Genomic DNA, 22,730 nt, shown 5'->3' on the forward strand with positions numbered 1-22,730 from the left:
CCAGATCTGACATGGCTGACAACGACGCCCAGCTTGAGTTGAAGAAACGCGCGCGCCGCCGCCTGATCGGTGCCATTGCGCTGTGCCTGGCCGCCGCCGTATTCCTGCCGATGGTGATGGACAGCGAACCGCGCCCGACCGGCAACGATCTGCAGATCCGCATTCCCAACCAGGAAGGCAGCACCTTCACTTCGCGCATGATCAATACCGCGCCGGCCGGCAGTGCGCCGCAGTCGGCCGCGCAGTCTGCGCCGCAGCCGGTGGTGGTGCCGGTCGATCCGGAGCCGGCGCTGTCGGTGGTCAACAACACACTGACGCCGGTGGCGCCCAGCGCGCCGGCGAGCCCGGGGAGTGCGCCGCGCAGTGCGCCCACCCACGCCTCGTCTTCCGCCGCAAGCAGCCCGAGCGCACAGGCGCGCTCCAGCAGCGCCGCATCGTCTGCCAGCAAGTCTGCACCGGGCAGCGCCGCGTCGGCCGAGGCCCGCGCCAGGGCCTTGCTGGAGCAGGGCAATGAGCCGGCGCAGCGCTTCTTCGTACAAGTGGGTGTTTATCGCGATGCCGACAATGCCAAGTCGGTGGCCGCCAAGATCAAGCAGCAGGGCATGGTGCCCAGTCTTGAGAAGATTGCCGACAAGACGCGTGTGCGCGTCGGCCCCTTCAAGACCCGCGCTGCGGCTGATGCAGCGCTGGCCAAGCTCAAGCACGCCAATCTTAGCGGTACCGTAACGGGCAAGTGACAGCGTTTGATCTGGCCTTCCTGATCGTCATGGGGCTCAGCGTGCTGGTGGGCCTGTGGCGGGGTTTGGTCAGCGAGTTTTTTGCCCTGGTGAGCTTGGTATTGGCTCTGGTGCTGGCCTGGCATTTTGCGCCGCTGCTGGCGCCGTATCTGGCCACCGTGGCGGCCGCGCTGTGGTTGCAGAAGCTGATCGCCTTTGGCCTGATTGTGGTGCTGAGTCTGCTGGTGCTCGGGCTGTTGCGCTTTCTGTTGCGTGAATTGCTGGCGGTGGTGGGCTTGGGCTTGATGGATCGACTTTGCGGCGCCATATTTGGTGTGCTGCGCGGCATCCTGATTGCCGTGGTGGCCGTTGCTTTGGCGGGTATGACCAGTTTGCCGCGCGAATCCTGGTGGCGCGAATCGCGGTTCGCCGCACCACTGGAAACGATTGTGATAGCAGTAAAACCCAGACTCCCCGCGGAGCTGGCAGCAAGAATCAAGTACAGGTGATCTATGTGTGGAATTATCGGCGTGATGGCCACGACGCCCGTCAATCAGCTTCTCTACGACGGTTTGCAGGTTCTCCAGCATCGCGGCCAGGACGCAGCGGGCATTGCGACAGCTGACGGCGGCCGCTTTCACATGCACAAGGGCCCCGGCCTGGTGCGTGACGTGTTCCGGACGCGCAATATGCGCAATCTGGAAGGCAACTGGGGCATCGGCCACTGTCGTTACCCGACGGCGGGCTCGGCCTACAACCCGGCCGAAGCGCAGCCCTTCTACGTCAATTCGCCCTTCGGCCTGATGCTGGCGCACAACGGCAACCTGACCAATGCCGACGAGCTCAAGCGCGAGATGTACCTCGCCGACTTGCGCCACATGAACACCAATTCCGACTCCGAAGTGCTGCTCAACGTGCTCGCGCACGAGCTGCAGGAAGCTTCGGGCGGCTCGTTCCGCCTCGATGAAGAGACCATCTTCAAGGCCGTCGCCGGCGTGCACAAGCGCGCCAAGGGCGCCTATGCCGCCGTGGTGATGATTGCCGGTTACGGCTTGCTGGCTTTCCGTGACCCCTACGGCATCCGCCCGCTGGTGATCGGCGAGAACAGCGTCGATGAGCGCAAGGAATACATGGTCGCCTCCGAGAGCGTGGCCATCGACGTGCTGGGCTTCAAGCTGCTGCGCGACGTGGCGCCGGGCGAAGCGATTCTGGTCGATGTGCAGGGCAAGCTGTCCAGCCGCCTCTGTGCCGAGCCGCGTCCCTACGCGCCGTGCATGTTCGAATTCGTCTATCTGGCGCGTCCCGATTCGCTGATCGACGGCATCTCGGTGTACGAGAGCCGGGTCAAGATGGGCACCCGCCTGGCCGAGCGCATTCGCCGCGATTACGCCCATCTGCAGATCGACGTGGTGATCCCGATTCCCGACTCCAGCCGCTCGGCGGCCATGGAGCTGGCCAGCAATCTGGGCATCGCTTACCGCGAAGGCTTCGTCAAGAACCGCTACATCGGCCGTACCTTCATCATGCCTGGCCAGGCCGTGCGCCGTAAGTCGGTGCGCCAGAAGCTCAACGCGATCCACCAGGAATTCGCTGGCAAGAACGTGCTGCTGGTCGATGACTCCATCGTGCGCGGCACCACCAGCCACGAGATCATCAACATGGCGCGCGACGCCGGTGCGACCAAGGTGTATATGGCCTCGGCCGCGCCGCCGGTGCGTCACGCCAACGTCTATGGCATCGATATGCCCAGCCGCGCCGAACTGATCGCCTCGTTCCGCAATGAAGAGGAAATCGGCCGCGAAATCGGTGCCGATGCGCTGATCTACCAGACCCTGGAAGACCTCACCGAAGCGGTGGGTTCGCTCAATCCGGCGATCAAGCAATTCGAATCGTCCTGCTTCGATGGCCGCTACATCACTGGCGACATCACGCCGGAGTACCTCAGCAGCGTCGAGGGCGGCCGTGCCGATGCCAAGGTTGGCAGCAGCGAGGAAGGCGAGGGCGGCGAAGGCCAGCTTGATCTCAACCTGGTCTCCTGAGCCAATTGCCTTGACAGGGCGCCGCTTGCGGCGCTAAGTTCCTCCCATGATTCGCGCCGATTTGATGGACAGCTTGCGGGCGCGTAATAAATCCAGCTAAAACGACGCTCAGACCCGTTCTGACTCGCAAGAGCTGAACGGGTTTTTTGCATTCAAGGACTGACGATGAACGATTTTGACGATAGCGCCGACTACGATCTGGACACCCTGGCGATTCGCGCCGGCACCCAGCGCAGCCAGTTTGGCGAACACAGCGAAGCACTGTTCCTGACCTCCAGCTTCGTCTTCGAAAGTGCCGCCCAGGCCGAACGCCGCTTCGTCGGCGGCGAAGAAGGCATGGTCTACGCCCGCTTCAGCAACCCCACCGTCGACATGCTGCAAAAGCGCCTAGCCGCGCTGGAAGGCGGCGAAGCCTGCGTGGCCACCGCCAGCGGCATGGCGGCGATTCTCTCGGTGTGCATGGGTTTGCTCAAGGCGGGGGATCACGTGGTCGCCTCCAACAGCCTGTTCGGCTCGAGCATCCAGTTCTTCAACGCTTACATGAGCAAGTTTGGCGTCACGACCAGCTATGTCGAAGCCAGCTCGATCGAGGCTTACCAGGCTGCGCTGACGCCGGCAACGCGGATGATCTTCGTCGAAACGCCGTCCAATCCGCTGACCCAGCTGGTCGACATCGCCGCACTCTCGCGCGTCGCCAAGGCGGCCGGCGTGCTGCTGGTGGTTGATAACTGCTTCTGTTCGCCGGCGCTGCAACAGCCGCTCAAACTGGGCGCCGATCTGGTCGTGCACTCGGCGACCAAGTACCTCGACGGCCAGGGCCGCGTGCTCGGCGGCGCGGTGGTCGGCAGCAAAGCGCTGCTCGAAGAAGTGCTGCGTTTTTTGCGCACCGCCGGCCCGAGCATCTCGCCCTTCAACGCCTGGGTCATCCTCAAGGGTCTGGAGACACTCAATATCCGCATGCAGGCGCAGTCGGCCAATGCCCTGGCCGTTGCGCAATGGCTCGAAGCGCAGCCCGGCATCGAACGTGTCTTCTACCCCGGCTTGCCCTCGCACCCGCAGTACGAGCTGGCGCGCAGCCAGCAGCTGAGCGGCGGCGCCATCGTCGCCTTCGAGGTCAAGGGCGGCAAGGATGAAGCCTGGCGCGTGGTCGACTCCACCCGCATGCTGTCGATCACCGCCAACCTCGGCGACACGCGCACAACGATCACCCACCCCGCAACGACCACGCACGGCCGCATCAGCCCCGAAGCCCGCGCCGCCGCCGGCATCCACGACAATCTGCTGCGTCTGGCGGTGGGTCTGGAGTCGGTCAGCGACATCATCGCCGACCTGCAACGCGGCCTGGCGGCTTGACTGAAGTCGTCCGGGCGAACCCCGGACGGCGTCTGCAGGCCAGCGCCTGCCACATTACTCGCCGCCTGCTGCCCGCTTGCGTGCGGGACACTGAAGTGCGCCCTGTGTGGCGCATTTTTTATCCGGGCTCGGCCTAGCGTCGCTGCAAGCAGGGCCTTGGTGCGCCTCTCATAAGCTTATAAAGATTCTGTTGTTCGGCACTGGTGGTCGCGGTGCTACTTTGTCGGCTTCCGATAATTGTCGAATAATCAGACAAAATGCAGCAAGCCCTGGCCGCCACCGAGGCGCCTATCCTCCAAATACGCGCCTTGCACAAATGGTTTGGCGATCTTCATGTGCTGCGTGGCATCGATCTGGATGTGCAGCCCGGTGACCGCATCGCTATTCTCGGTGCCAGCGGCTCGGGCAAGAGCACCTTCCTGCGCTGCCTGAACTTCATGGAGCTGCCCAGCGAGGGCGAAATCAGCCTCAAGGCGCGTCCGATCGGTCGCCCCAGCGGCCAGGGCAGCGCGCGCCAGCGCAGCTATGCGCAGGCCGAGTTGTGCGAAGTGCGCAAGTCGGTGGGCATGGTGTTTCAGCAATTCAATCTGTTTCCTCACATGAGTGTGCTGGCCAATGTGATGGAGGGCCTGCTGACTGTACTGCGCCAGCCGCGCGAGGAAGCGCGCAGACGGGCCCTGCTGCAGCTGGAAAAAGTGGGTCTTGCCGACAAGGCCACAGCTTTTCCGGCGCAGCTCTCCGGCGGTCAGCAGCAGCGGGTGGCGATTGCTCGCGCGTTGGCGATGGAGCCCGAAGTCCTGCTGTTTGACGAGCCGACCTCGTCGCTCGATCCGGAGCTGGTGGGCGAAGTGCTCGGCGTGATCCGTGGTCTGGCCGAGGAGGGCCGCACCATGTTGCTGGTGACCCACGAGCTGGGCTTTGCCTACCACTACGCCAACAAGATCCTGTTCCTCGCCGACGGCCAGATCCACGAGGCCGGCACGCCCGACCAAGTCCTCAAGCATCCGCAAAAAGAACGCACGCAGCGCTTCATCGAGCGCTTTACGGCCTTCAACTTCTGAGCACGCATTTCTACTCCGGACCTGACCCTGATGTCCTCATCCATTTCTCCCGATCCCTCCAGCAGCAGTTCGCAAGCCTATATGCCAGATCCGCGCAATGAGCAGGTGCTGGTTTATCTGAACGGCGAATTCGTCGCGCGCCATGAAGCGAAGGTGTCGATCTTCGATTCCGGCTATGTCTGCGGCGATGGTGTCTGGGAGGGGCTGCGCATCGTCAATGGCCAGGTCGTCTCATTCGATGCGCATATCGACCGCCTGTTCGAAGGGGCGCTGAGCATCGCGCTGGATATTGGCCTGAGCAAGGCGGAGATCAAGGACATCGTGCTGCGCTGCTTCGAGATCAACGGCATGCGTGACGGCGCCCATGCCCGTCTGATGATCACGCGCGGCATCAAGAAGACGGCCAACCAGGACCCGCGTTTCATCATCGGCGGCGCGACCATCGTCTGCGTGGCCGAGCACAAGGTGGTGAGTCCGGAATCGAAGGAGAAAGGCCTGCGTCTGCAGACCTCGACGATCCGCTGCAGCGGACCGGATGTCTTCGATTTGCGCATCAATTCCCACAGTCGCCTGAACCTGATCCAGGCGCTGATCCAGGCCATCAACGCCGGCGCCGACGAGGCCTTGATGCTCGATCCGAACGGCTTTGTCTCCAGCTGCAATTCCACCAATTTCTTCATCGTGCGTGGCGGCGCGCTGTGGACCTCGTCGGGGCGTTACTGCTTCAAGGGCATCACGCGTGGCAGCGTTCTGGCGCTGGCGCGGGAGGCAGGCATTCCGGTATTCGAGGGGGACTTCACCCTGGCCGAGGTCTACGCGGCCGATGAGGCCTTTGTCACCGGCACCCTGGGCGGTTTGACGCCGGTTGCCTCGATTGATGGACGTCGCTTGCCCGGCGCGGGGATGGGGCCGCTGACGCGACGCCTGTACCAACTTTATCTGCGCAAGATCGGTGCCGCACAGTAAGCCGATCCTGCACCTTCTGAGCCTTTGTTTCTTTCTGGGAGATCACGCATGAAAACGAATTTCGCTTTGCTGCTCTGGCGGCGTCTGGCACTGGCGCTGCTGGCCGTGCTGAGCCTGAGCCTGGCTGCGCCGGTGATGGCGCAAAGCTCCAGCCTGCAGAAAATCAAGCAAACGGGTGAGCTGCGCATCGGCGTTGCGCCGGGCGATCCCTGGTATTTCCGCGATCCCAATTCCGGGCAGTGGACCGGCCTCGGTGTGCTCATCGGCGAGCAGCTGGCGAAGAGCCTGAATGTGAAGCTGGTGCCCGTCGAAACGACCTGGGGCAATAGTGTGGCCGCGCTGCAGTCCGGCCAGATCGACATCATGCTGGTGCTCGACGCGACCGAGGAACGCAAGCGCGCCATCGACTTCCCGAGCAAGCCCTTGCTCTGGTACGCGCAAGGTGTGCTGGCCAAGGATGGCCTGGTCGTCAAGAACTGGGAAGACCTGAACAAGGCCGATATCCGCATCGGCGTGGCGCTGGGTACGGCAACCGACCGTGATCTCACCAAGCGCCTGCCGAACGCCAAGATCGAGCGCTTCACAAATACCGACGAGACGGTCGCCGCCTTCAATGCCGGTCGTGTTGATGCCATCGGCTTCTACCATCCGGCGCTGGCCATTGCCTATTCGAAGATCCACAAGGGTGCCGTGTACATCCCCAAACCCGCAGTCGCGCTGCCGACCAGTGCCGGCATCCGCAAGGAGAGCGACAGCGCCTTCAAGGATCTGCTCGATGTGCAGTTTGACAAGCTCTACAACTCCGGCACCACCGAGAGCCTGTACACGCAGTACCTCAAGTCCAAGGGCCTGGACCCGAGCAAGCAACCGGGCGTGACCCGCGAAGCGCTCGAGAAATAAGCCGGACCCTCGCCGGAACGCGCTCAGATGAATTATCAATGGGACTTCGCCGCCGTCTGGGAGTATCGCCAGATGCTCTTCGACGGCGCCCTGGGCTCGCTGCGCATTGCCGTGGTGGCGATCCTCGTCGGGGTGCTGATCGGCGCCGTGCTGGCGGCGATGCGCATGTCCAGCCGCGCGCTGCTGCGCTGGCCGGCGCTGGCCTTCATCGAGTGGTACCGCAACACACCGCCCATCGTGCATTTCTTCTGGGCGTTCTACGCCTTGCCGGTGCTGCTCAAAGTCAGTCTTGACCCGTATCTGGCCGCGATTCTCGCGCTGTCCACGCAATCGGGCGCCTTCTATGCCGAGGTGTTTCGCGGCGGCGTCCAGTCGATTGAGCGCGGGCAGTGGGAAGGCGCTCGCGCGCTCGGCATGCGCAGCGCCCAGGCGCTGCGGCGGGTGATCCTGCCGCAAGCCTTGCAGCGCATGCTGCCCCCCTTCATGGAACGCAGCTTCGAGCTGATCAAGACCACGGCGCTGGCCTCGACCCTGGCGTACTCCGATCTGCTGTATCAGGCGATGCAGGTCAATTCGATCACTTTCCGCCCGCTGGAGGTCTATACCGTGGTGGCCGCCATTTTCTTCATCGCCCTGTTCGTCCTCAGCCTCGGCGCGCATTGCATCGAACGACGCCTGGCGCGGGCCGGCGGCCTGCTCGCGAGTTAGGCCATGGACTTCGTCTGGGACTTCTCGGCCGTCGTGCAGAACTACACGGTGCTGCTCAAGGGCGTCGGCATGACCGCCTTGCTGTGGAGCATCGCCTTTCCGGCTGCCTTGTGCATCGGCCTGATCCTCTCCCTGGGGAGTCGCACCCGGCACCGCAGCCTGCGGCTGCTGACCCGAGCCTATGTCGAGATCTTCAGGAATACGCCGGTGATGATCCAGCTGATCTGGTTCTTCTATGCCTTTCCGATCATCACCGGCATTCAGCTCAGTCCGGTCAGCGCTGCGCTGGCCGGCTTGATTCTCAACGCCTCGGCGTACTGCTCGGAGATCTTTCGCGGCGGCATCGCCTCGCTGCCCCAAGGGCAATGGGAAGGCGCACGTGCGCTGGGCATGAGCAGCACCCAGGCCTTGCGCCGCATCATCGTGCCGCAAGCCTTCATCCGCATGCTGCCAGCCTTCACCAACCGCGCAATCGAACTGTGCAAAAATACGTCCATCGCCTCGGTCATCACGGTGCAGGAACTCATGTACCAGGGCCGCGCCCTGTCATCCGCCTTTTATCGCCCGCTGGAAATCCTCAGCGCCGTGGCGCTGATCTACTTCCTGCTGATTTACCCCGGCAGCTACCTCGCCGCACGACTGGAAAAGCGCTTTGCCTCACAGCGCGCCTGACATGAACGATCTCTTCGCAAGCCTTGCCCCCGTCCCAGCGCAGACCCGGCGCGACCAGGTCGCCGCGACGCTGCGCCAGGCCATCATCAGCGGCCAGATCGTACCCGGCACCCAGCTGGTGGAAAGCCGCCTGACAGCGCAACTGGGCGTCAGCCGTGGCTTGCTGCGCGAAGCGATTCGCGAGCTGGTCGAGGCCGGCCTGGTGACCAATCGCCCGTATGCCGGCGCCTTTGTCGCGGGGATGAATGCGCAGATGCTGCACGACGTCTACGAGATGCGCCGCGCCCTGGAAATCCAGGCCTACACACGGATCTGGCCGCAGCGCGACGAGCGCTTCCGCGACGCGCTGCAGCAGCGCTTCGCACGCATGCAGGACGCCATCCGGCGCGATGAACTCAGCGAAAAAATCCGCACCGAAGCCGATTTTCACGGCCTGGTATTCGAGATGTGCGGCAACCACCTGATGCCCAGCTTCTGGCAACAGATGAGCCAGAAAATCCAACTCGGCTTCGCCATCTGCCAGATCTCGCTCGCCCCCAAACCCGACTTCGAAGCCAATCACCGCCGCTTCCTCGATTGCGCCCTGGGCGAGAGCCTCAGCGAGATGATCGACGAACTCAACACCCACCTCGACCGCGGCCTCGCCACCATCCAGACCAGCGCTGGCTGAGCCCTCGTTGCCATGGGGCAGGTGCCTGGGGCGCACTGCACGGGCTCTCGTGGAGTGCAAGCTTAAAATCTTTCACCGCAAAGGCGCGAAGACCCGCAAAGAGCCGCGAAGGTGTTTGTTCTGCGGGTGCTCGCGCAGATGCGATGAGGCTGTGAGGCGGGGGTGCAGAGAAGGACATTTTTCCCTCTCCCGTGAGCGGGAGAGGGGGGCGCGGAGCGCCGGGAGGGCATTCGGCCTGCACATACAAACACCCGTTCGGCCCGAGTGCGCTGCAGGCGCGTATCGAGGGCTGCCGGCGGAGCCTAACTTCATTGATCGCGTGCCTCGATACACCGGGCTCCGCCCGGCACTCTGCACGAACGGCTTGTGGTGTGCTGAGCTTGAAAACAAAGGCTTCACCGCAAAGGCGTGAAGGCCCGCAAAGAGCCGCGAAGGTGCTTGTTTCTGCGGGTGCTCGCGCAGATGCGATGAGGCTGTGAGGCGGGCCGCAGAGAGGCGGCTTTTCCCCTCTCCCGCGAGCGGGTGGCGCGAGAGCGCCGGGAGAGGGCTGCCAAGCTGAGTAGGGACGGTCGAAGAATAGAAAGCAGACCATGACGGCGGTAGGTCGGAAAAGCCGCAGGCGCCTTCCGACGTTTGTGCCATCCAATTCAGGTCTGCGTTACAAATCATTCTCGAATGTCGGAAGGCGTTTCGCTTTTCCGACCTGCCGCAGTGTTTTAATCATCCCGACTTACGGCCTTGGATTGAATTGTTAGCAGCATCAGTCATCTTTTGACATCACATGTGCGCAGTACCCGCAAAAAGGAGCGAAAAACAGTTCTTCGGGCGCAATTGTTGAACTACATCGCTGACAGGTGTGCTCTGACGTATGCCCACAGGATGCACATATGCCTCGCTCGTACAGGTACGAACCCCCGCATTGAGGACAATCCGCCAACGGTGAGCCCCCTCCGTCAGTGTGAGACAAATAAACCTCATAGCTGTAGTGGTCAGTGACAGCCTTGTTTACCAACTCTTCATAGGTAAGCATTTTTCCACACGACTTGCATGTGAAATTAGAGTTTATGGCTTCGCTTCCGGCAACGGATGACAAGATCAAACCAGAACCGCACTCTTCACAAGAGTATTTTTCAAATGCGACGAGGATTTCATCATCAAAATAATTAAGCGATTGGAGTGCTGAAAGACACTCTTCTCTCTCCCTTTCGTACACCTCATTTACTTCAATCAGCACAGACCATGCCTCGTCTCCCAACAACTCCTTCGGGTCTTTATTGAGATGTTTTCGTATGAAGTCGTTAATGATTAAAAAAGTGTCAGAGAGCAATGATTGAATGGCTTCGTGCTTCAAATTGCTAAAGTAGTGTTCGATGTCGTTGCGAAAGCTATTTATCTTTTCGATTCGCTTCCAATCGACATCTATTTTTAGCGACTCAAATCGCTCCTTAATGCCTTGTACGTCAACTGTTTTGCTGCCTTTTCCTTTCCATTCCACGTGTTCGTTTTCATCAAGAACGGGCAAAACTCGCTGCTTGATCAGGGCCTCGTCAGAGCTTAGGGGGCTTAAAAGGCTCAGCTTGTGTTTAAACAGAAGTAAGATTCCTGCGAATACATTTCTCGTGCAAGAAAGAATTCGTCGTTGATCTGGCGAGGAATAGTCTTCAAGGCCAATGGCTATTGAATCGACAGCGTTCTTTAGAATACTCACAGTGGTACCTGTAGCTGCTAACGGTGGAGTTAAGGCCGCGCCAAAGGTGTCGCCTCGAACAAGTTCTCTCTTTAGCCCGTAGGGCGCAATAAGCGCTAGCGCATTGCACCAGATTTCGGCGCACTTCACCCCAGTATCTTTGCAATCAGCATCCGGTGCAATGCCCTTCAGTTATTGCACCTGACTCAAACCATCGCCCCCATCGTTCCCGAATCTCGGAATGTGTTTCATTTCGCCGTCCGAGGATTCGGGATTTGCTGTGACGTGCTCAGTTGGCGATGCGCGGGAATTTGGGGTCGCGGACGACGTCGCTGACGAGCTTTTGAACAGCCGGGCCAAAGGCTTGGGCGACTTCCTGGCAGGCTTTTTCTGCGACGAAGCTACCGGAGAAGCTGAATTTCGATTCGGTCGTGAAGCTCTCCTTGCGTGCATTGGTGACGGTCAGGGTAAAGCTCCAGCTGCCATCGGTGATGCCCGAGCTGAAGTCCACCTTCTCCAGTTTTCCGCTCAGTACCAATGGCGAGGAGGGGTCGTAAATACCGGCGAGCTTTAATTCGTCGACAAAGGCTTTTTCGATATAGGACTCAAAGCTGGGGGAGACCGTGACGGGGCCGGCTGCGCGGCAGGTGATCGAGGCGTTTCCGGGGCGGCTCGATTCAAACTTGCCGATAGAAACCGGTTTCAACTTGTAGGCCTTGATGGCGCCCACGTTCTCTACCGAAGCTCCGTAAGGCGCAACGTTGTAGGTGCAGCCTGCCAGAAAAGTTGCGGAGGCCGCGAGGGCCAAGAGCATTGGTTTCATGTTTTCTCCATTTTCCTTTTTGTCAGTTCGTGTATTTGAGTGCGCTACCGATGGCATCGCTAGCTGGGCAAGACTTCGCCTTGCAAGCGTTTGCACGGTGCTGATGGCAGGCGTAGCGAATGTATCACCTTGGCATCCGGGGCGGCGGCGCAAGGGCGCACCTGCGCCGTAAAACGCTCAGCGTTTAAGCTTGATCAATATTCAGTCTGGGCGAGAACGCCGGCGTGTTGCGTCAGCGCTGCGCGGAGTCCGCATCACCCATCGGCACCACCCCCGCAGTCCGCATGCGCGCCATGCAGCTTTCGAGCGCGCTGAAGTTGTCGTGTTTGCGGCTGAGGGTGGCGAGGATGGTGGCGGGGTGTTGGGTGTGGGCGCAGCAGTCGTTGATGTAGCCGCGCAGGATGGGGTGGGGGCCGATTTCGACGAAGATGTTGATGCCGTCGGCGATCAGCTGATTGATGGCGGCGTTGAAGAGCACGGCTTGGCGGATGTTTTGCCACCAGTATTGGGCGTCGAGCGCGCTGCCGGGCAGCGGGCCGCCGCTGACGGCGGAGACGAAAGGAATGCTTGTGTTGTGGCGCGGCAGCTCGCGCAGCGCGTCGAGGATGGCTTGGCGCGTGGCGTCCATCGCCGGGCTGTGGAAGGCGTAGTCGAGAGCCAGGCGTTTGTGCTGGATGCCGTCTGCGCGCAGGCGTGCTTCAAAGGCGTCGAGCGCGGCGGCGGGGCCGGCGAGGGTGACGGCTTGCGGGCTGTTGATGCCAGCGATGACGAGTTCGCCTTGCAGCAGCTCGGCGCGCAGAAGGGACTCGGTGGTGGCGGCGTCGAGCGCTACGGCGCACATCTGGCCGGCGCCGCGTGTGGTGGCTTGCAGGGCGCTGCGGCGGTGGATCAGCTCGATGGCGTCGCGCAGTGTCAGCGCGCCGGCGGCCCAGGCGGCGGCGACTTCGCCGACGCTGTGGCCAGCGACGACGATGGGGCTAAAGCCGTGGTGCTGCAGCAGGCGGGTAATGCCGACCTGGATGGCGAACAGCGCCGGCTGGGCGACTTCGGTCAGCGCGTAGCGGGCGGCGCCATTGCGGCCGGCCAGCTCGTCCGTCAGTGAATAGCCGGCGAGCGGCGTGAAGTGGGCGTCGATCTCGCGCAGGCTGTCGGCAAACAGGGGCTCGTCGAGCAGGGCGCGGCCCATGCCGTCCCACTGCGCGCCGTTGCCGGCGTAGATGAAAGCCGGGCCGTGCGGCTGGGCGAGCGCCGCGCCGTGTTCAGCGGGCGGCGCGTCTTGTACGTTGGCGGCGGCGCCGGGCAGGATGGGCGGGCTCATGCCTGCGTGAGCGCGGGCGGGCGGATCAGAGCGCCATCAGGGTCTGGCGGCCCCACCAGCTGTGTTGCGCGGCGAGCTGGACCGGGTGCTCGATGGTGGCGGCTTCGACGCAGAGCATGTGGCGGAAGCCCTTGTCGGGGAAGTCGCTGAACTTGATGCTGCGTTCCACCCAGGGATTCCAGACCACGGTGTCGGGGAGTCGTTCGGACTGGATGGCCAGTGCGCGATGTGGCTCCTTGAGCAGCAGCGGGTTGCGGGTGTCGAAGTAGACGCGGTCGGTTTCCTCTTCGATCACCAGCTCGGTGCCGGTTTCGCGCATGTCCTTCTTCTTCACCGCGTCGTAGTAGCGCTGGCCGTGCAGACCTTGCAGGCTGGCTTGTTCGACCTCGCGCACGGCGAGGTAGGTGTGCAGCGCGGCCATGAAGGAGATGGGCTCGCTGCCGGGATTGCTGCATTCGAGTTCGATGTCGAGGCGCGCGCCGGAGATGCTCAGCGTCAGCTCCAGCAGGAATTGATGCGGCCAGAGGGCGCGGCTGGCGTCGGAATCGCGCAGGCACAGGTGGGCCATGGCGTGATCCTCGCCGGCGCGGCTGGCGACCACTTCCCACACCTGGTTGCGCGCAAAGCCATGGCCTTGCAGCGGGCCACGGTCACCGAATTGCGGGAAGATCACCGGCACGCCGCCACGGATCGCCTTGCCTTCGGAAAAGACCGCATCGGGCGAGAGGTAGAGGCGTTCGACGCCGCCGGCGGGCTTCCAGGACACGATGTGGGCGCCGTGCTCCATCACGATGGCTTCGGCGCCGTCGGGCGCGCGCAGGTGGATGGCGGGCATGCCGTGGAAATCGATGCGTTGCGGCTGGCTGACTGGACTGCTCATGCGGGTGTGGCTCCGTGCGGATGGGTGCGGCAATGCGGCCGATTATACCTGCGGTGCCGGCCGCGCCCGCTCTGGCTGCGTGGGCGGGCGCTGGAGTGCTGCAGGCGAGCTTAGGCCAGCTCGGCGTGGCGGAAGCAGTCGGTGGTGTGGTCATTGACCATGCCGATGGCCTGCATGTAGGCGTAGCAAATGGTACTGCCGACAAACTTGAAGCCGCGTTGCTGCAGGTCGCGCGAGAGGGCGTCGGAGATCTCGCTGCGCGCCGGAACCTGGCCGCTTTGCCAGTGATTGATGATCGGCTTGCCGCTGACGAAACCCCACAGGTACTGATCGAAACTGCCGAATTCGGCCTGGATCTTGAGGAAGCCCTGCGCGTTGAGGATGGCCGACTGGATTTTCTGGCGGTTGCGGATGATGCCTTCGTTGGCCATCAGCCGGGTAATGTCGGTGTCGTTGAAGCTGGCCACGCGCTGCGGGTTGAAGCCGGCAAAGGCTTTACGGTAGTTCTCGCGCTTGCGCAGCACGGTGATCCAGGAGAGGCCGGCTTGCGCGCCCTCGAGAATCAGGAATTCGAAGAGCTTGCGATCATCGTGGACCGGTACGCCCCATTCTTCATCGTGGTAGGCGAGGTAAAGCGGGTCATTGCCGGGCCATGTACAGCGTGTGCTCATCCAGGAGTTCCTTGTTTTCGTGGGCTCGATTCAGCGCTGCTGCAACTGCAGCACGCCGTGCTTGAGCGAATGATCCTCCGGGTCGCTGTGCAATTCAAATCCAAGATGCTTCACAAAGCGCAGCATGCGCTCGTTGCTCGACAGGAAAACGCCCTTCATCTGCTGCAGGCCGCGCGCACGGGCGGTGTCGATCAGGCGTTCCATCAGGTAGCGGCCAACGCCGCTGTGCTGGAATTCGTCAGCGACGACGACGGCGAATTCGCAGCTGGTGGCGTCGGGATTGGTGGCGTAGCGGCTGAGGCCGACCTGCACCGTTTCGCCTTCCTGTTCGATCAGGGCGATGAGGGCGATCTCGCGGTCGTAGTCGATCTGGGTGAGCTTGGCGAGCAGGCTGGGCGAGAGTTCGCGCAGCGCGCTCATGAAGCGGAAGTAGCGCGTCTCGGGCGAGAGCTTGCGCACGAAGTCTTGCTCCAGCTCGGCGTCCTCGGGCTTCATCGGGCGGATCAGCACCGGCGTGCCGTCGCGCAGCTGCCAGTGCGAGATGAGGGTGCTCGGGTAAGGGTGGATCGCCATGTGGTCGTAGGCGCCGGCGCCGGGCGGAATCTGGCCGACTTCGATGCTGGCATCGGCAATCATCGCTTCGCGCTCGTCGACGAACAGCGGGTTGATCTCCAGCGCGCGAATCCACGGCAGCTCGCAGACCAGGGCGGAGACGCGCAGCAGGATGTCTTCGAGCAAATCTATGCGCGCCGCCGGCATGCCGGCGTAGGGGCCCATGATCTTGGCGGCGCGGGTGCCGCTGATCAGGTCGTGCACCAGAAAGGCATTGAGCGGCGGCAGGGCGACGGCGCGGTCGGGCCAGTATTGCGGGTCCAGGCTGCGCTCGCCGAAGCCGATCACCGGGCCGAACACCGGATCGCGCCACACGCGCAGCATCAGCGAACGCGAGTACTCGCGCTCGACCATGGTCTCGACGCAGATGCCGTGCGCGAGCGCCTCGGGCATGCGGCCGCGCAGTTCGAGCGTGAGCTCTTCGTAAGCCATGTAGGTGGCGGCGAGGCTGGCGAGGTTCTTGCGCGTGAGCACCGCGCCGCGCGTGCCGGGCACCGGCAGATTGGGCCGCATGATCACCGGAAAGCCGGCCTGCTTGGCCATCTCGCCAGCCTCTTCGGCCGAGTGCGCGACCTGCATCGGCACGATGGGCATGTGGAAGGCGGCGAGGATGGCCATCGTCTCTTGGCGCAGCAAGGTGGTACGGCGGCGCGCTAGCGCGGTGTCGATGATCAGGCGCGCCGCGCCGGTCAGCGGCTCGTGCGCATCGACCAGCGGGGCGGGCGCCTGGGTGAGCAGGCGCTGGTTGCGGTAATAGGCGCTGATGTGCGAGAACAGCTCGACCGCCGTCTCCGGCGTGCGCAGGCTGGGAATGCCGGCGATGCGGAAAGCTTCGCGTGCTTCGCGCGTCTGGTCGTCGCCAAGCCAGCAGGTGAGGATGGGCTTTTCGGTGCGCTTGTATTGTTCGATGACGCGCTGAGCAACCTCGGTCGGCCGTGTCATCGCCTGCGGGGTGAGCAGGCACAGTACGCCATCGACATGTTCATCGTCGAGCAGGGCGGCCAGCGCGCCGGCGTAACGGTCCGGATCCGAATCGCCGATCAGATCGATGGGATTATCGAGCGACCAGTGCGGCGGCAGGATGCTGTCGAGCCGAGTCAGCGTGGCGGTCGACAGCTCGGCCAGCGGAATGCCCAGATCGCCGGCGCGGTCTGCCGCCATCACGCCGGGGCCGCCGCCATTGGTGATGATGGCGAGGCGATTGCCGCGCGGGCGGAAGTGCGCAAACAGCGCCTTGCTGGCGGCATACAGCTGGCTGAGGTTGTACAGGCGGATCACGCCGGCACGGCGCAGGGCGGCGTCGAACACCGCATCGTCACCGGCATTGACGCCGGTATGTACCTGGGCTGCGCGCAGGCCGACCGGGTGACGGCCGACCTTGAGCAGCATCACCGGTTTGGCGCGTGCAGCCGCGCGCAGGGCGGAGAGGAAACGACGCGCATCGCGGATGCCTTCGATGTAGAGCAGGATGCTCTCGGTGCGGAAATCCCAGACCATGTAGTCGAGGATTTCGCCGAAATCCAGATCGCTGGACATGCCCAGCGAGACCACATTCGAAAAGCCGACCTGGTTGGGCTGCGCGTAATCGAGAATTGCCGCGCAGAGCGCGCCCGATTGCGAGATGAAGCCGATCGAGCCACTGATTGCTTGACCATGGGCGAAAGTCGCATTGAGGCCCCGCGCGGGGCGGGCGACGCCCAGGCTGTTGGGCCCGAGCAGGCGCATGCCGTATTTGCGCGCATTGCGCACGGCATCCATTTCCAGCCGGGCGCCGGCGGCGCCGCTCTCGCCAAAGCCGGCGGAGAGCACCGCCGCAGAGCGCACACCGGCCTTGCCGCATTCGGCGATGACATCCGGCACCGTGCTGGCCGGCGTGGCGATGACGGCCAGATCGACCTTGCCCGGCACATCACCGATATGCGGATAGCACTTGACCTCCTGCACCGCCGTGTATTTGGGATTGACGGCGTACAGCGTGCCCTTGAACTGCGCCTGGCGCATATTGCGGATCAGCACCTGGCCCAGCGCGCCCTCACGCTCGGTGGCGCCGATGATGGCGACACTCTGTGGTTCGAAAAGCGGCGAAAGATAGTGCTTCTCATCCATGAGGCGGCCCCCGGCTCCTGTAGCAGCTAACTGTCAATGATTCTGGCACAGCCTGCTTGATTCGGATCAAGCAAAGCAGTGCGCCCAGCTGCTCGATGCTGCAGTGCTAAGGGTTTTCCGCAGGCGCAGCGGCGATTCAGTAAACCGGCTTGCCGAAGCGGATTTCTTGCAGGATCTTGGCCGAGATTTCTTCAATCGAGCGGGTCGTCGAATCGAGGAAGGGAATGCCTTCGCGGCGCATCAGGCGCTGCGCTGATTCGATCTCGGACTGACAGTTCTCGATGGCGGCGTAGCGGCTGTTGGGGCGCCGTTCCTGGCGGATCTGCGAGAGGCGTTCGGGGTTGATGGTCAGCCCGAACAGCTTGCCACGGAAGCGCTGCAACTCGCCGGGCAGCTTGTTGCGTTCGAAGTCTTCGGGGATCAGCGGATAGTTGGCCGCCTTGACGCCGTATTGCATGGCCAGATAAAGGCTGGTCGGCGTCTTGCCCGAACGGGATACACCGACGAGGATGACATTGGCTTCTTCGAGGTTCTTGTCGGTGATTCCATCATCATGCGCGAGGGTGAAGTTGATCGCTTCGATGCGCGTCTTGTAATCCTCGCTCTCGGCGATGCCGTGGAAGCGGCCGACCGCATGGGTGGATTTGACGCCGAGTTCCACTTCCAGCGGCGCGATGAAGGTGCCGAACAGGTCGATGAACTGCGCATCACCTTCGTGCAGTGCAGCAATGATGTCGTTCTGCACCAGGGTGCTGAACACAATTGGCCGGGCGCCGTCACGCTTCATCGCCTCGCGGATGCTGCGCGCACAGTCGATGGCCTTGTCCAGCGAATCGATGAAAGGTGCCCGCACCTGGCGGAAGCTGCAGTCCGGAAACTGCGCCAGCAGGCTGTGTCCGAGCGTTTCGGCGGTGATGCCCGTACCGTCGGAAACGAAGAAAACGGTCCTTCTTGGCTTGTTGTCCATCGTGTATATCCTCTATCTGGACTAGACGGGCTTCATGGCACGGCGGTTGGGGTAAGCTCTCATGCAGTGCACAAAAATAGATCTATAGAATGCTTGCGATCAGAGCCGGATGCAACTGATTGAAGCATATAACCGGCATTTTTTGACCCCAGATCGAGGTGCCCGCATGAGTTCTTACGTCATTCCTTTTGAATCGCTCCGCATGACCGATGTGGAGCAGGTAGGCGGCAAGAATGCCTCGCTGGGCGAGATGATCAGCCAGCTCTCGGCAGCGGGTGTGCGGGTTCCCGGTGGTTTTGCGACCACGGCTTTTGCGTATCGCGAGTTCCTCGCCACCAATGGCCTGGCCGAGCGCATCCGCGCCGCGCTGGAGTCGCTCGACATCAACGATGTTGAAGCGCTGATCAGGACCGGCGCGCAGATCCGCCAATGGATCATGGAAACGCCGCTGCCGGCGCAACTGGAAGCGGACATCCGCACGCATTACGAACGTCTGGTGGCCGAAGGCGAGGGCAGCTTCGCGGTGCGCTCCTCGGCGACGGCAGAAGACCTGCCCGACGCATCTTTCGCTGGCCAGCAAGAGACTTTCCTCAACATCTCAGGCTTCGAGAACATCCTCCACGCCATGCGGGAAGTGTTCGCCTCGCTCTACAACGACCGTGCGATTTCCTATCGCGAGCACAAGGGCTTCCGCCACGCCGAAGTCGCCTTGTCGGCCGGCGTGCAGCGCATGGTGCGTTCCGACACCGGCGCGGCCGGCGTGATGTTCACGCTGGATACCGAATCGGGCTTCAAGGATGTGGTGTTCATCACTTCGTCCTACGGCCTCGGAGAGACCGTGGTGCAGGGCGCCGTCAATCCCGACGAGTTCTATGTGCACAAGCCGATGCTCGATCTGGGCAATCCGGCGGTGATCCGCCGTAACCTCGGCTCCAAGATGATCAAGATGGTGTTTGCCGACAAGCGCGAAGCGGGCAAATCCACGGTGCTGCAGGATGTCGCCGAAGTAGATCGTCACCGCTTTTCGCTGAGTGACAAGGAAGTGCTGGAGCTGGCACGCTACGCACGCATCATCGAGAAGCACTACGAGCGTCCGATGGACATCGAGTGGGGCAAGGACGGGCAGGATGGCAAGCTCTACATCCTGCAGGCGCGGCCGGAGACGGTGCAGTCGCAGAGTTCCTCGCTGGTGATGGAGAAATACCGCCTCAAGCATCACGGCCGCGTGCTCGTTTCGGGTCGCGCCATTGGGCAGAAGATCGGCCAGGGGCCGGTACGTCTGGTCAGCGATGCTTCGCAGATGAGCCGCGTGCAGGATGGCGATGTGCTGGTCACCGACATGACCGACCCGAACTGGGAGCCGGTGATGAAGCGCGCTTCAGCCATCGTCACCAATCGCGGCGGGCGCACCTGTCACGCCGCGATCATCGCGCGTGAGCTGGGCATTCCGGCCATCGTCGGCTGTGGCGACGCGACCGATGTGCTCGAAGAAGGCGAGAGCGTCACCGTGTCCTGCGCCGAAGGCGACACCGGCTACGTCTATCGTGGCCGCCTCGATTACGAGGTGGTGACCACCGACATGGGCGCGATGCCCGAGATCCCGCTGAAGATCATGATGAACGTCGGCAATCCCGAGCTGGCCTTCGAGTTCTCGCAGATTCCCAATGGCGGTGTAGGGCTGGCGCGCCTGGAGTTCGTCATCAACAACATGATCGGCATCCACCCCAAGGCGATTCTCGAAGTCGACCAGGCCACGCCCAGCCTGGCCGAGGAAATCGAGCGTCGTTCGCGTGGCTATGCGACGCCGCGCCAGTTCTTCATCGAACGTCTGGCTGAAGGCGTGGCGACGATTGCCGCAGCCTTCTGGCCCAAGCCGGTGATCGTCCGCCTGTCGGACTTCAAGTCCAATGAATACCGCAAGCTGCTTGGCGGCAAGGCCTACGAGCCGGAGGAAGAGAATCCGATGCTCGGTTTCCGTGGCGCCTCGCGCTACATCGCGCACAGCTTCCGCGATTGCTTCGAGCTCGAATGCCTGGCCATGAAGCAGGTGCGCAATGTGATGGGCCTCACCAATGTGCAGCTGATGGTGCCCTTCGTGCGCAATCTCGACGAGGCCCGCGGCGTAGTCGAACTGCTCGAAGATCATGGCCTGCGCCGTGGCGAAAACGGCCTCAAGCTGATCATGATGTGCGAGATCCCGTCGAATGCCCTGCTGGCAGATCGCTTCCTCGAATTCTTCGATGGCTTCTCGATCGGCTCCAACGACCTGACCCAGCTCACCCTGGGCCTGGACCGTGATTCGGGCCTCGTCGCCCATGCTTTCGATGAGCGTGATCCGGCCGTCAAGCAGCTGTTGTCGATGGCCATCAAGTCGGCCAACAAGCTGGGCAAGTATGTCGGCATCTGCGGTCAGGGCCCTTCGGATCATGTCGACTTCGCCGAGTGGCTGATGGACGAGGGCATCCAGACCATCTCCCTCAATCCTGACACCGTCGTCTCCACCTGGCTCAAGCTGGCCAGTCACGCGTCGCGCTGATCGACGCGCCCGCCGGGCATGCGCTGGTCCGCACGACGGACCGCTCATGCCCGGCGCGCTGGACTCCTCCTCTGTGCGCCCTTAAAAGCCAAGTTCGGGAGTCGTGCTAAACTCCGCCCCCGTAGTTGCGCATCAGACTTGCGTCTGGCAATGCGCGCTTACCCGAACCAAGCCCTGATCCGGTTGTACCGGATTGGACCTGTCCGGGCGCGACGGTCATTGACCGTTCGGCGTTCGATATTCCAGGGGAAGGAGCCACATGGCACTGCTTCTGCTATCCAGTCGATCCCTTACGCGTGCCGGTGTGCGTGCGGTGAGCCTGCACGGCGTGCTCGGCATGGCGGCCGCTGCCTGCCTGCTGGTCGGTTGCCTGGCTTTTGCCGCCGGTCTGGCGCTCGGTCGCCAGCAGACGGTTAACCCGATCCAGGCGGATGCCGAGCGTGACGGCTTCGCCGTGCAACGCCTCGGTGAAATCTCGGCGCGCATCATGGCCCTGGAGGGAAACGCCAGCGGCCTGCTCAAGAAACTCAGCGGGATCGAACAGATCCAGGGCAGCCTGTACAAGCTGGACAAGGCGGGCATTGCGCCGCCACAACCCCCTCTTGCCCCCTCACCACGTCCCAAGGATGCCGCCGGTGGCCCTGAGCTGGCGCCGGTGTGCGACATCAGTGGCCTGAAAGCCTCGCTCAGCGATGCCGGTGCGGAGAGCGTCAAGCGCGCCGAGGGCTCGCTCGACTGCTTGAAAACCCTGCTCCAGCACATTGATGAGAAGTCCAGCCCGCGCAGCGTGGCCTACATGGCCTTGCCCAACCGCAGCCCGGTGCAGGGGGCCGAGCTGGGTTCGCCGTTCGGCAATCGTATCGATCCGATCACCGGCCATCTGGCCTTTCACCCCGGTTTGGACTTCCGCGCCGAGCTTGGCACCGCCATTCATTCGGCCGGTGGCGGCACGGTGCGCTTTGCCGGCTGGCACAACGAATTCGGCAATGTGCTGGAAATCGACCATGGCAATGGCCTGATCAGCCGCTATGCCCATGCCTCCCGTCTGCTGGTCAAGGAGGGCGATATCGTGGTGCCTGGCCAGCAGGTTGCCGCCGTGGGTTCGACCGGTCGTTCGACTGGCCCGCACCTGCATTTCGAGATTATCCGTGACGGTCGTTACATTGATCCCATGCAATACCTTTCGAGCGTGCTCCCTCGTGCGTCTGCCACGCCGCGCTCCTGAACGGCTCACGCAGCGGCTGAGCAGCGCAGTGTTCACACTGTCGCCGCAGCGCCGTCAGCGTGCCGCCTGGGTGTTGGCCCTGGCTTTGCTGATCGGCCTGGCCGCCGGCTGGTTCCTGCACGATCTGCGTGGCGTCTCCGGCGGGCTTGACCCGCTCAGGCTGCAGCGCGAGATCGAGGCCTTGCAGAGCCAGCTCAAGCTCGGCGAGTTGCGCCTGCAGCAGGAGCTGGCGACGCGTGAGGAACTTGCGCGGCAGATTGACGCCCAAACCCAGGCGCTGCGTGAGGCTGAGCAGGAGCTGAATTTTTTCCGTAGCCAGCGCGGCAAGAGCGCCGCCAAGTAAAATCGCCGCACCTTCGGGCACTTCCTTCAGAGGCACACCATGTTTGGCAAAAAGAAAGACGCATCGATCGAACTGACCAAGCTCTCCAGTCTCATTGCCAGCAATGTGGAAGCACATGGCGACCTGGTGTTCGTCGATGGTTTGCGCATCGATGGCAATGTGCGTGGCAATGTGCAGAGCCGTCCGGGTGTGAAGAGTCTGCTGGTGCTCAGCGATCATGGCAGCATCACCGGCAATGTGCGCAGCCACGATGCGGTGATCAATGGTGTGATCGTTGGTGACCTGGAAGTTGAACACTTTCTCGAACTGCAGGCCAATGCGCGCGTCACCGGTAATATCAGCTACCGTCAGCTGCGCATGGATTGCGGTGCGTCCGTCGATGGCCGCCTGACCAAGCTTGGCGAGTCCACTGAAACTTCCAATGTGGTGGAGCTGGCAAGCTCCAGCCACAGCAATGCTCAGTCCGTCTGAGCGGAG

21 protein-coding genes are annotated in these 22,730 nt (G+C 62.6%); 14 read left to right on the forward strand and 7 right to left on the reverse strand.

The annotated features are described in order from the left end of the window. Positions 1 to 11 precede the first annotated feature (11 nt). The 10 genes from ABDB84_RS13600 to ABDB84_RS13645 all read left to right on the forward strand — a co-directional run bounded on the left by ABDB84_RS13600 (position 12) and on the right by ABDB84_RS13645 (position 9,085). Positions 12 to 737: an SPOR domain-containing protein gene (locus ABDB84_RS13600; protein WP_345920288.1), complete on the forward strand. Its 726-nt coding sequence runs from the start codon at positions 12 to 14 to the stop codon at positions 735 to 737. Next, the gene (locus ABDB84_RS13605) at positions 734 to 1,225 is read left to right on the forward strand and encodes a CvpA family protein (protein WP_345920289.1); all 492 of its coding nucleotides are present in this window, start codon (positions 734 to 736) and stop codon (positions 1,223 to 1,225) included. Before ABDB84_RS13600 ends, ABDB84_RS13605 begins: the two co-directional genes overlap by 4 nt. A 3-nt stretch (positions 1,226 to 1,228) precedes the next feature. Then, positions 1,229 to 2,755: an amidophosphoribosyltransferase gene (purF, locus tag ABDB84_RS13610; protein WP_345920290.1), complete on the forward strand. Its 1,527-nt coding sequence runs from the start codon at positions 1,229 to 1,231 to the stop codon at positions 2,753 to 2,755. Between the two features lie 165 nt (positions 2,756 to 2,920). Next, complete coding sequence (locus ABDB84_RS13615) at positions 2,921 to 4,108, forward strand: O-succinylhomoserine sulfhydrylase (RefSeq protein ID WP_345920291.1); 1,188 nt, start codon at positions 2,921 to 2,923, stop codon at positions 4,106 to 4,108. A gap of 257 nt (positions 4,109 to 4,365) precedes the next feature. Next, positions 4,366 to 5,169 carry an amino acid ABC transporter ATP-binding protein gene (locus ABDB84_RS13620; protein ID WP_345920292.1) on the forward strand — a complete coding sequence of 268 codons (804 nt, stop codon included), beginning with the start codon at positions 4,366 to 4,368 and terminating at the stop codon, positions 5,167 to 5,169. Positions 5,170 to 5,199: 30 nt separating this feature from the next. Beyond that, positions 5,200 to 6,135, forward strand: coding sequence for an aminotransferase class IV (locus tag ABDB84_RS13625; RefSeq protein ID WP_345920293.1), 936 nt, complete (start codon positions 5,200 to 5,202; stop codon positions 6,133 to 6,135). Between the two features lie 48 nt (positions 6,136 to 6,183). After that, positions 6,184 to 7,035, forward strand: a complete 852-nt coding sequence (locus ABDB84_RS13630) for a transporter substrate-binding domain-containing protein (RefSeq protein WP_345920294.1) — start codon at positions 6,184 to 6,186, stop codon at positions 7,033 to 7,035. Positions 7,036 to 7,062: 27 nt separating this feature from the next. Continuing rightward, positions 7,063 to 7,743 (forward strand): amino acid ABC transporter permease, encoded by a 681-nt coding sequence (locus ABDB84_RS13635; protein ID WP_345920295.1) that lies wholly within the window; start codon positions 7,063 to 7,065, stop codon positions 7,741 to 7,743. Between the two features lie 3 nt (positions 7,744 to 7,746). Then, complete coding sequence (locus ABDB84_RS13640) at positions 7,747 to 8,415, forward strand: amino acid ABC transporter permease (RefSeq protein ID WP_345920296.1); 669 nt, start codon at positions 7,747 to 7,749, stop codon at positions 8,413 to 8,415. Between the two features lies 1 nt (position 8,416). Further along, complete coding sequence (locus ABDB84_RS13645; RefSeq protein ID WP_345920297.1) at positions 8,417 to 9,085, forward strand: GntR family transcriptional regulator; 669 nt, start codon at positions 8,417 to 8,419, stop codon at positions 9,083 to 9,085. A 760-nt stretch (positions 9,086 to 9,845) separates the two neighbouring features. Here ABDB84_RS13645 and ABDB84_RS13650 read toward each other — a convergent pair. From ABDB84_RS13650 to ppsR, 7 genes are all read right to left on the reverse strand, one after another. After that, positions 9,846 to 10,922 (reverse strand): hypothetical protein, encoded by a 1,077-nt coding sequence (locus ABDB84_RS13650; protein ID WP_345920298.1) that lies wholly within the window; start codon positions 10,920 to 10,922, stop codon positions 9,846 to 9,848. Between the two features lie 139 nt (positions 10,923 to 11,061). Further along, positions 11,062 to 11,595, reverse strand: a complete 534-nt coding sequence (locus tag ABDB84_RS13655) for a YajG family lipoprotein (RefSeq protein WP_345920299.1) — start codon at positions 11,593 to 11,595, stop codon at positions 11,062 to 11,064. Positions 11,596 to 11,827: 232 nt separating this feature from the next. Further along, positions 11,828 to 12,913: an acyltransferase domain-containing protein gene (locus ABDB84_RS13660; protein ID WP_345920300.1), complete on the reverse strand. Its 1,086-nt coding sequence runs from the start codon at positions 12,911 to 12,913 to the stop codon at positions 11,828 to 11,830. A 25-nt stretch (positions 12,914 to 12,938) separates the two neighbouring features. Next, a complete protein-coding gene (locus tag ABDB84_RS13665; RefSeq protein WP_345920301.1) occupies positions 12,939 to 13,793 on the reverse strand; it encodes a D-hexose-6-phosphate mutarotase in 855 nt (284 codons plus the stop codon). A gap of 110 nt (positions 13,794 to 13,903) precedes the next feature. Beyond that, the gene (locus ABDB84_RS13670) at positions 13,904 to 14,464 is read right to left on the reverse strand and encodes a DNA-3-methyladenine glycosylase I (RefSeq protein ID WP_345920302.1); all 561 of its coding nucleotides are present in this window, start codon (positions 14,462 to 14,464) and stop codon (positions 13,904 to 13,906) included. 30 nt (positions 14,465 to 14,494) lie between these two features. After that, positions 14,495 to 17,182 (reverse strand): bifunctional acetate--CoA ligase family protein/GNAT family N-acetyltransferase, encoded by a 2,688-nt coding sequence (locus ABDB84_RS13675; protein ID WP_345920303.1) that lies wholly within the window; start codon positions 17,180 to 17,182, stop codon positions 14,495 to 14,497. Between the two features lie 136 nt (positions 17,183 to 17,318). Further along, positions 17,319 to 18,149 (reverse strand): posphoenolpyruvate synthetase regulatory kinase/phosphorylase PpsR, encoded by an 831-nt coding sequence (gene ppsR / locus ABDB84_RS13680; RefSeq protein WP_345920304.1) that lies wholly within the window; start codon positions 18,147 to 18,149, stop codon positions 17,319 to 17,321. 166 nt (positions 18,150 to 18,315) lie between these two features. On the opposite strand from ppsR, the gene ppsA reads away from it, so the two are divergent. The 4 genes from ppsA (at position 18,316) to ABDB84_RS13700 (ending at position 22,724) form a co-directional block, all read left to right on the forward strand. Continuing rightward, a complete protein-coding gene (gene ppsA / locus ABDB84_RS13685; protein WP_345920305.1) occupies positions 18,316 to 20,685 on the forward strand; it encodes a phosphoenolpyruvate synthase in 2,370 nt (789 codons plus the stop codon). Positions 20,686 to 20,944: 259 nt separating this feature from the next. Continuing rightward, on the forward strand, positions 20,945 to 21,910 hold the full coding sequence (locus ABDB84_RS13690; protein ID WP_345920306.1) for a M23 family metallopeptidase: 966 nt from the start codon (positions 20,945 to 20,947) through the stop codon (positions 21,908 to 21,910). Positions 21,911 to 21,938: 28 nt separating this feature from the next. After that, the gene (locus ABDB84_RS13695) at positions 21,939 to 22,253 is read left to right on the forward strand and encodes a hypothetical protein (RefSeq protein ID WP_345920307.1); all 315 of its coding nucleotides are present in this window, start codon (positions 21,939 to 21,941) and stop codon (positions 22,251 to 22,253) included. 39 nt (positions 22,254 to 22,292) lie between these two features. After that, positions 22,293 to 22,724, forward strand: a complete 432-nt coding sequence (locus ABDB84_RS13700; RefSeq protein ID WP_345920308.1) for a bactofilin family protein — start codon at positions 22,293 to 22,295, stop codon at positions 22,722 to 22,724. The last annotated feature ends 6 nt before the right edge of the window (positions 22,725 to 22,730 follow it).

This window comes from Uliginosibacterium sediminicola (genome assembly GCF_039631295.1).
Classification (GTDB): domain Bacteria; phylum Pseudomonadota; class Gammaproteobacteria; order Burkholderiales; family Rhodocyclaceae; genus Viridibacterium; species Viridibacterium sediminicola.

Bases quoted from the DNA above. Each gene is read 5' to 3' on its own strand.
- ABDB84_RS13600 (WP_345920288.1), top strand. From the start codon at position 12: ATGGCTGACAACGACGCCCAGCTTGAGTTGAAGAAACGCGCGCGCCGC.
- purF (WP_345920290.1), top strand. From the start codon at position 1,229: ATGTGTGGAATTATCGGCGTGATGGCCACGACGCCCGTCAATCAGCTT.
- ABDB84_RS13615 (WP_345920291.1), top strand. From the start codon at position 2,921: ATGAACGATTTTGACGATAGCGCCGACTACGATCTGGACACCCTGGCG.
- ABDB84_RS13620 (WP_345920292.1), top strand. From the start codon at position 4,366: ATGCAGCAAGCCCTGGCCGCCACCGAGGCGCCTATCCTCCAAATACGC.
- ABDB84_RS13625 (WP_345920293.1), top strand. From the start codon at position 5,200: ATGTCCTCATCCATTTCTCCCGATCCCTCCAGCAGCAGTTCGCAAGCC.
- ABDB84_RS13630 (WP_345920294.1), top strand. From the start codon at position 6,184: ATGAAAACGAATTTCGCTTTGCTGCTCTGGCGGCGTCTGGCACTGGCG.
- ABDB84_RS13635 (WP_345920295.1), top strand. From the start codon at position 7,063: ATGAATTATCAATGGGACTTCGCCGCCGTCTGGGAGTATCGCCAGATG.
- ABDB84_RS13640 (WP_345920296.1), top strand. From the start codon at position 7,747: ATGGACTTCGTCTGGGACTTCTCGGCCGTCGTGCAGAACTACACGGTG.
- ABDB84_RS13645 (WP_345920297.1), top strand. From the start codon at position 8,417: ATGAACGATCTCTTCGCAAGCCTTGCCCCCGTCCCAGCGCAGACCCGG.
- ABDB84_RS13655 (WP_345920299.1), bottom strand. From the start codon at position 11,595: ATGAAACCAATGCTCTTGGCCCTCGCGGCCTCCGCAACTTTTCTGGCA.
- ABDB84_RS13660 (WP_345920300.1), bottom strand. From the start codon at position 12,913: ATGAGCCCGCCCATCCTGCCCGGCGCCGCCGCCAACGTACAAGACGCG.
- ABDB84_RS13665 (WP_345920301.1), bottom strand. From the start codon at position 13,793: ATGAGCAGTCCAGTCAGCCAGCCGCAACGCATCGATTTCCACGGCATG.
- ABDB84_RS13670 (WP_345920302.1), bottom strand. From the start codon at position 14,464: ATGAGCACACGCTGTACATGGCCCGGCAATGACCCGCTTTACCTCGCC.
- ABDB84_RS13675 (WP_345920303.1), bottom strand. From the start codon at position 17,182: ATGGATGAGAAGCACTATCTTTCGCCGCTTTTCGAACCACAGAGTGTC.
- ppsR (WP_345920304.1), bottom strand. From the start codon at position 18,149: ATGGACAACAAGCCAAGAAGGACCGTTTTCTTCGTTTCCGACGGTACG.
- ppsA (WP_345920305.1), top strand. From the start codon at position 18,316: ATGAGTTCTTACGTCATTCCTTTTGAATCGCTCCGCATGACCGATGTG.
- ABDB84_RS13690 (WP_345920306.1), top strand. From the start codon at position 20,945: ATGGCACTGCTTCTGCTATCCAGTCGATCCCTTACGCGTGCCGGTGTG.
- ABDB84_RS13700 (WP_345920308.1), top strand. From the start codon at position 22,293: ATGTTTGGCAAAAAGAAAGACGCATCGATCGAACTGACCAAGCTCTCC.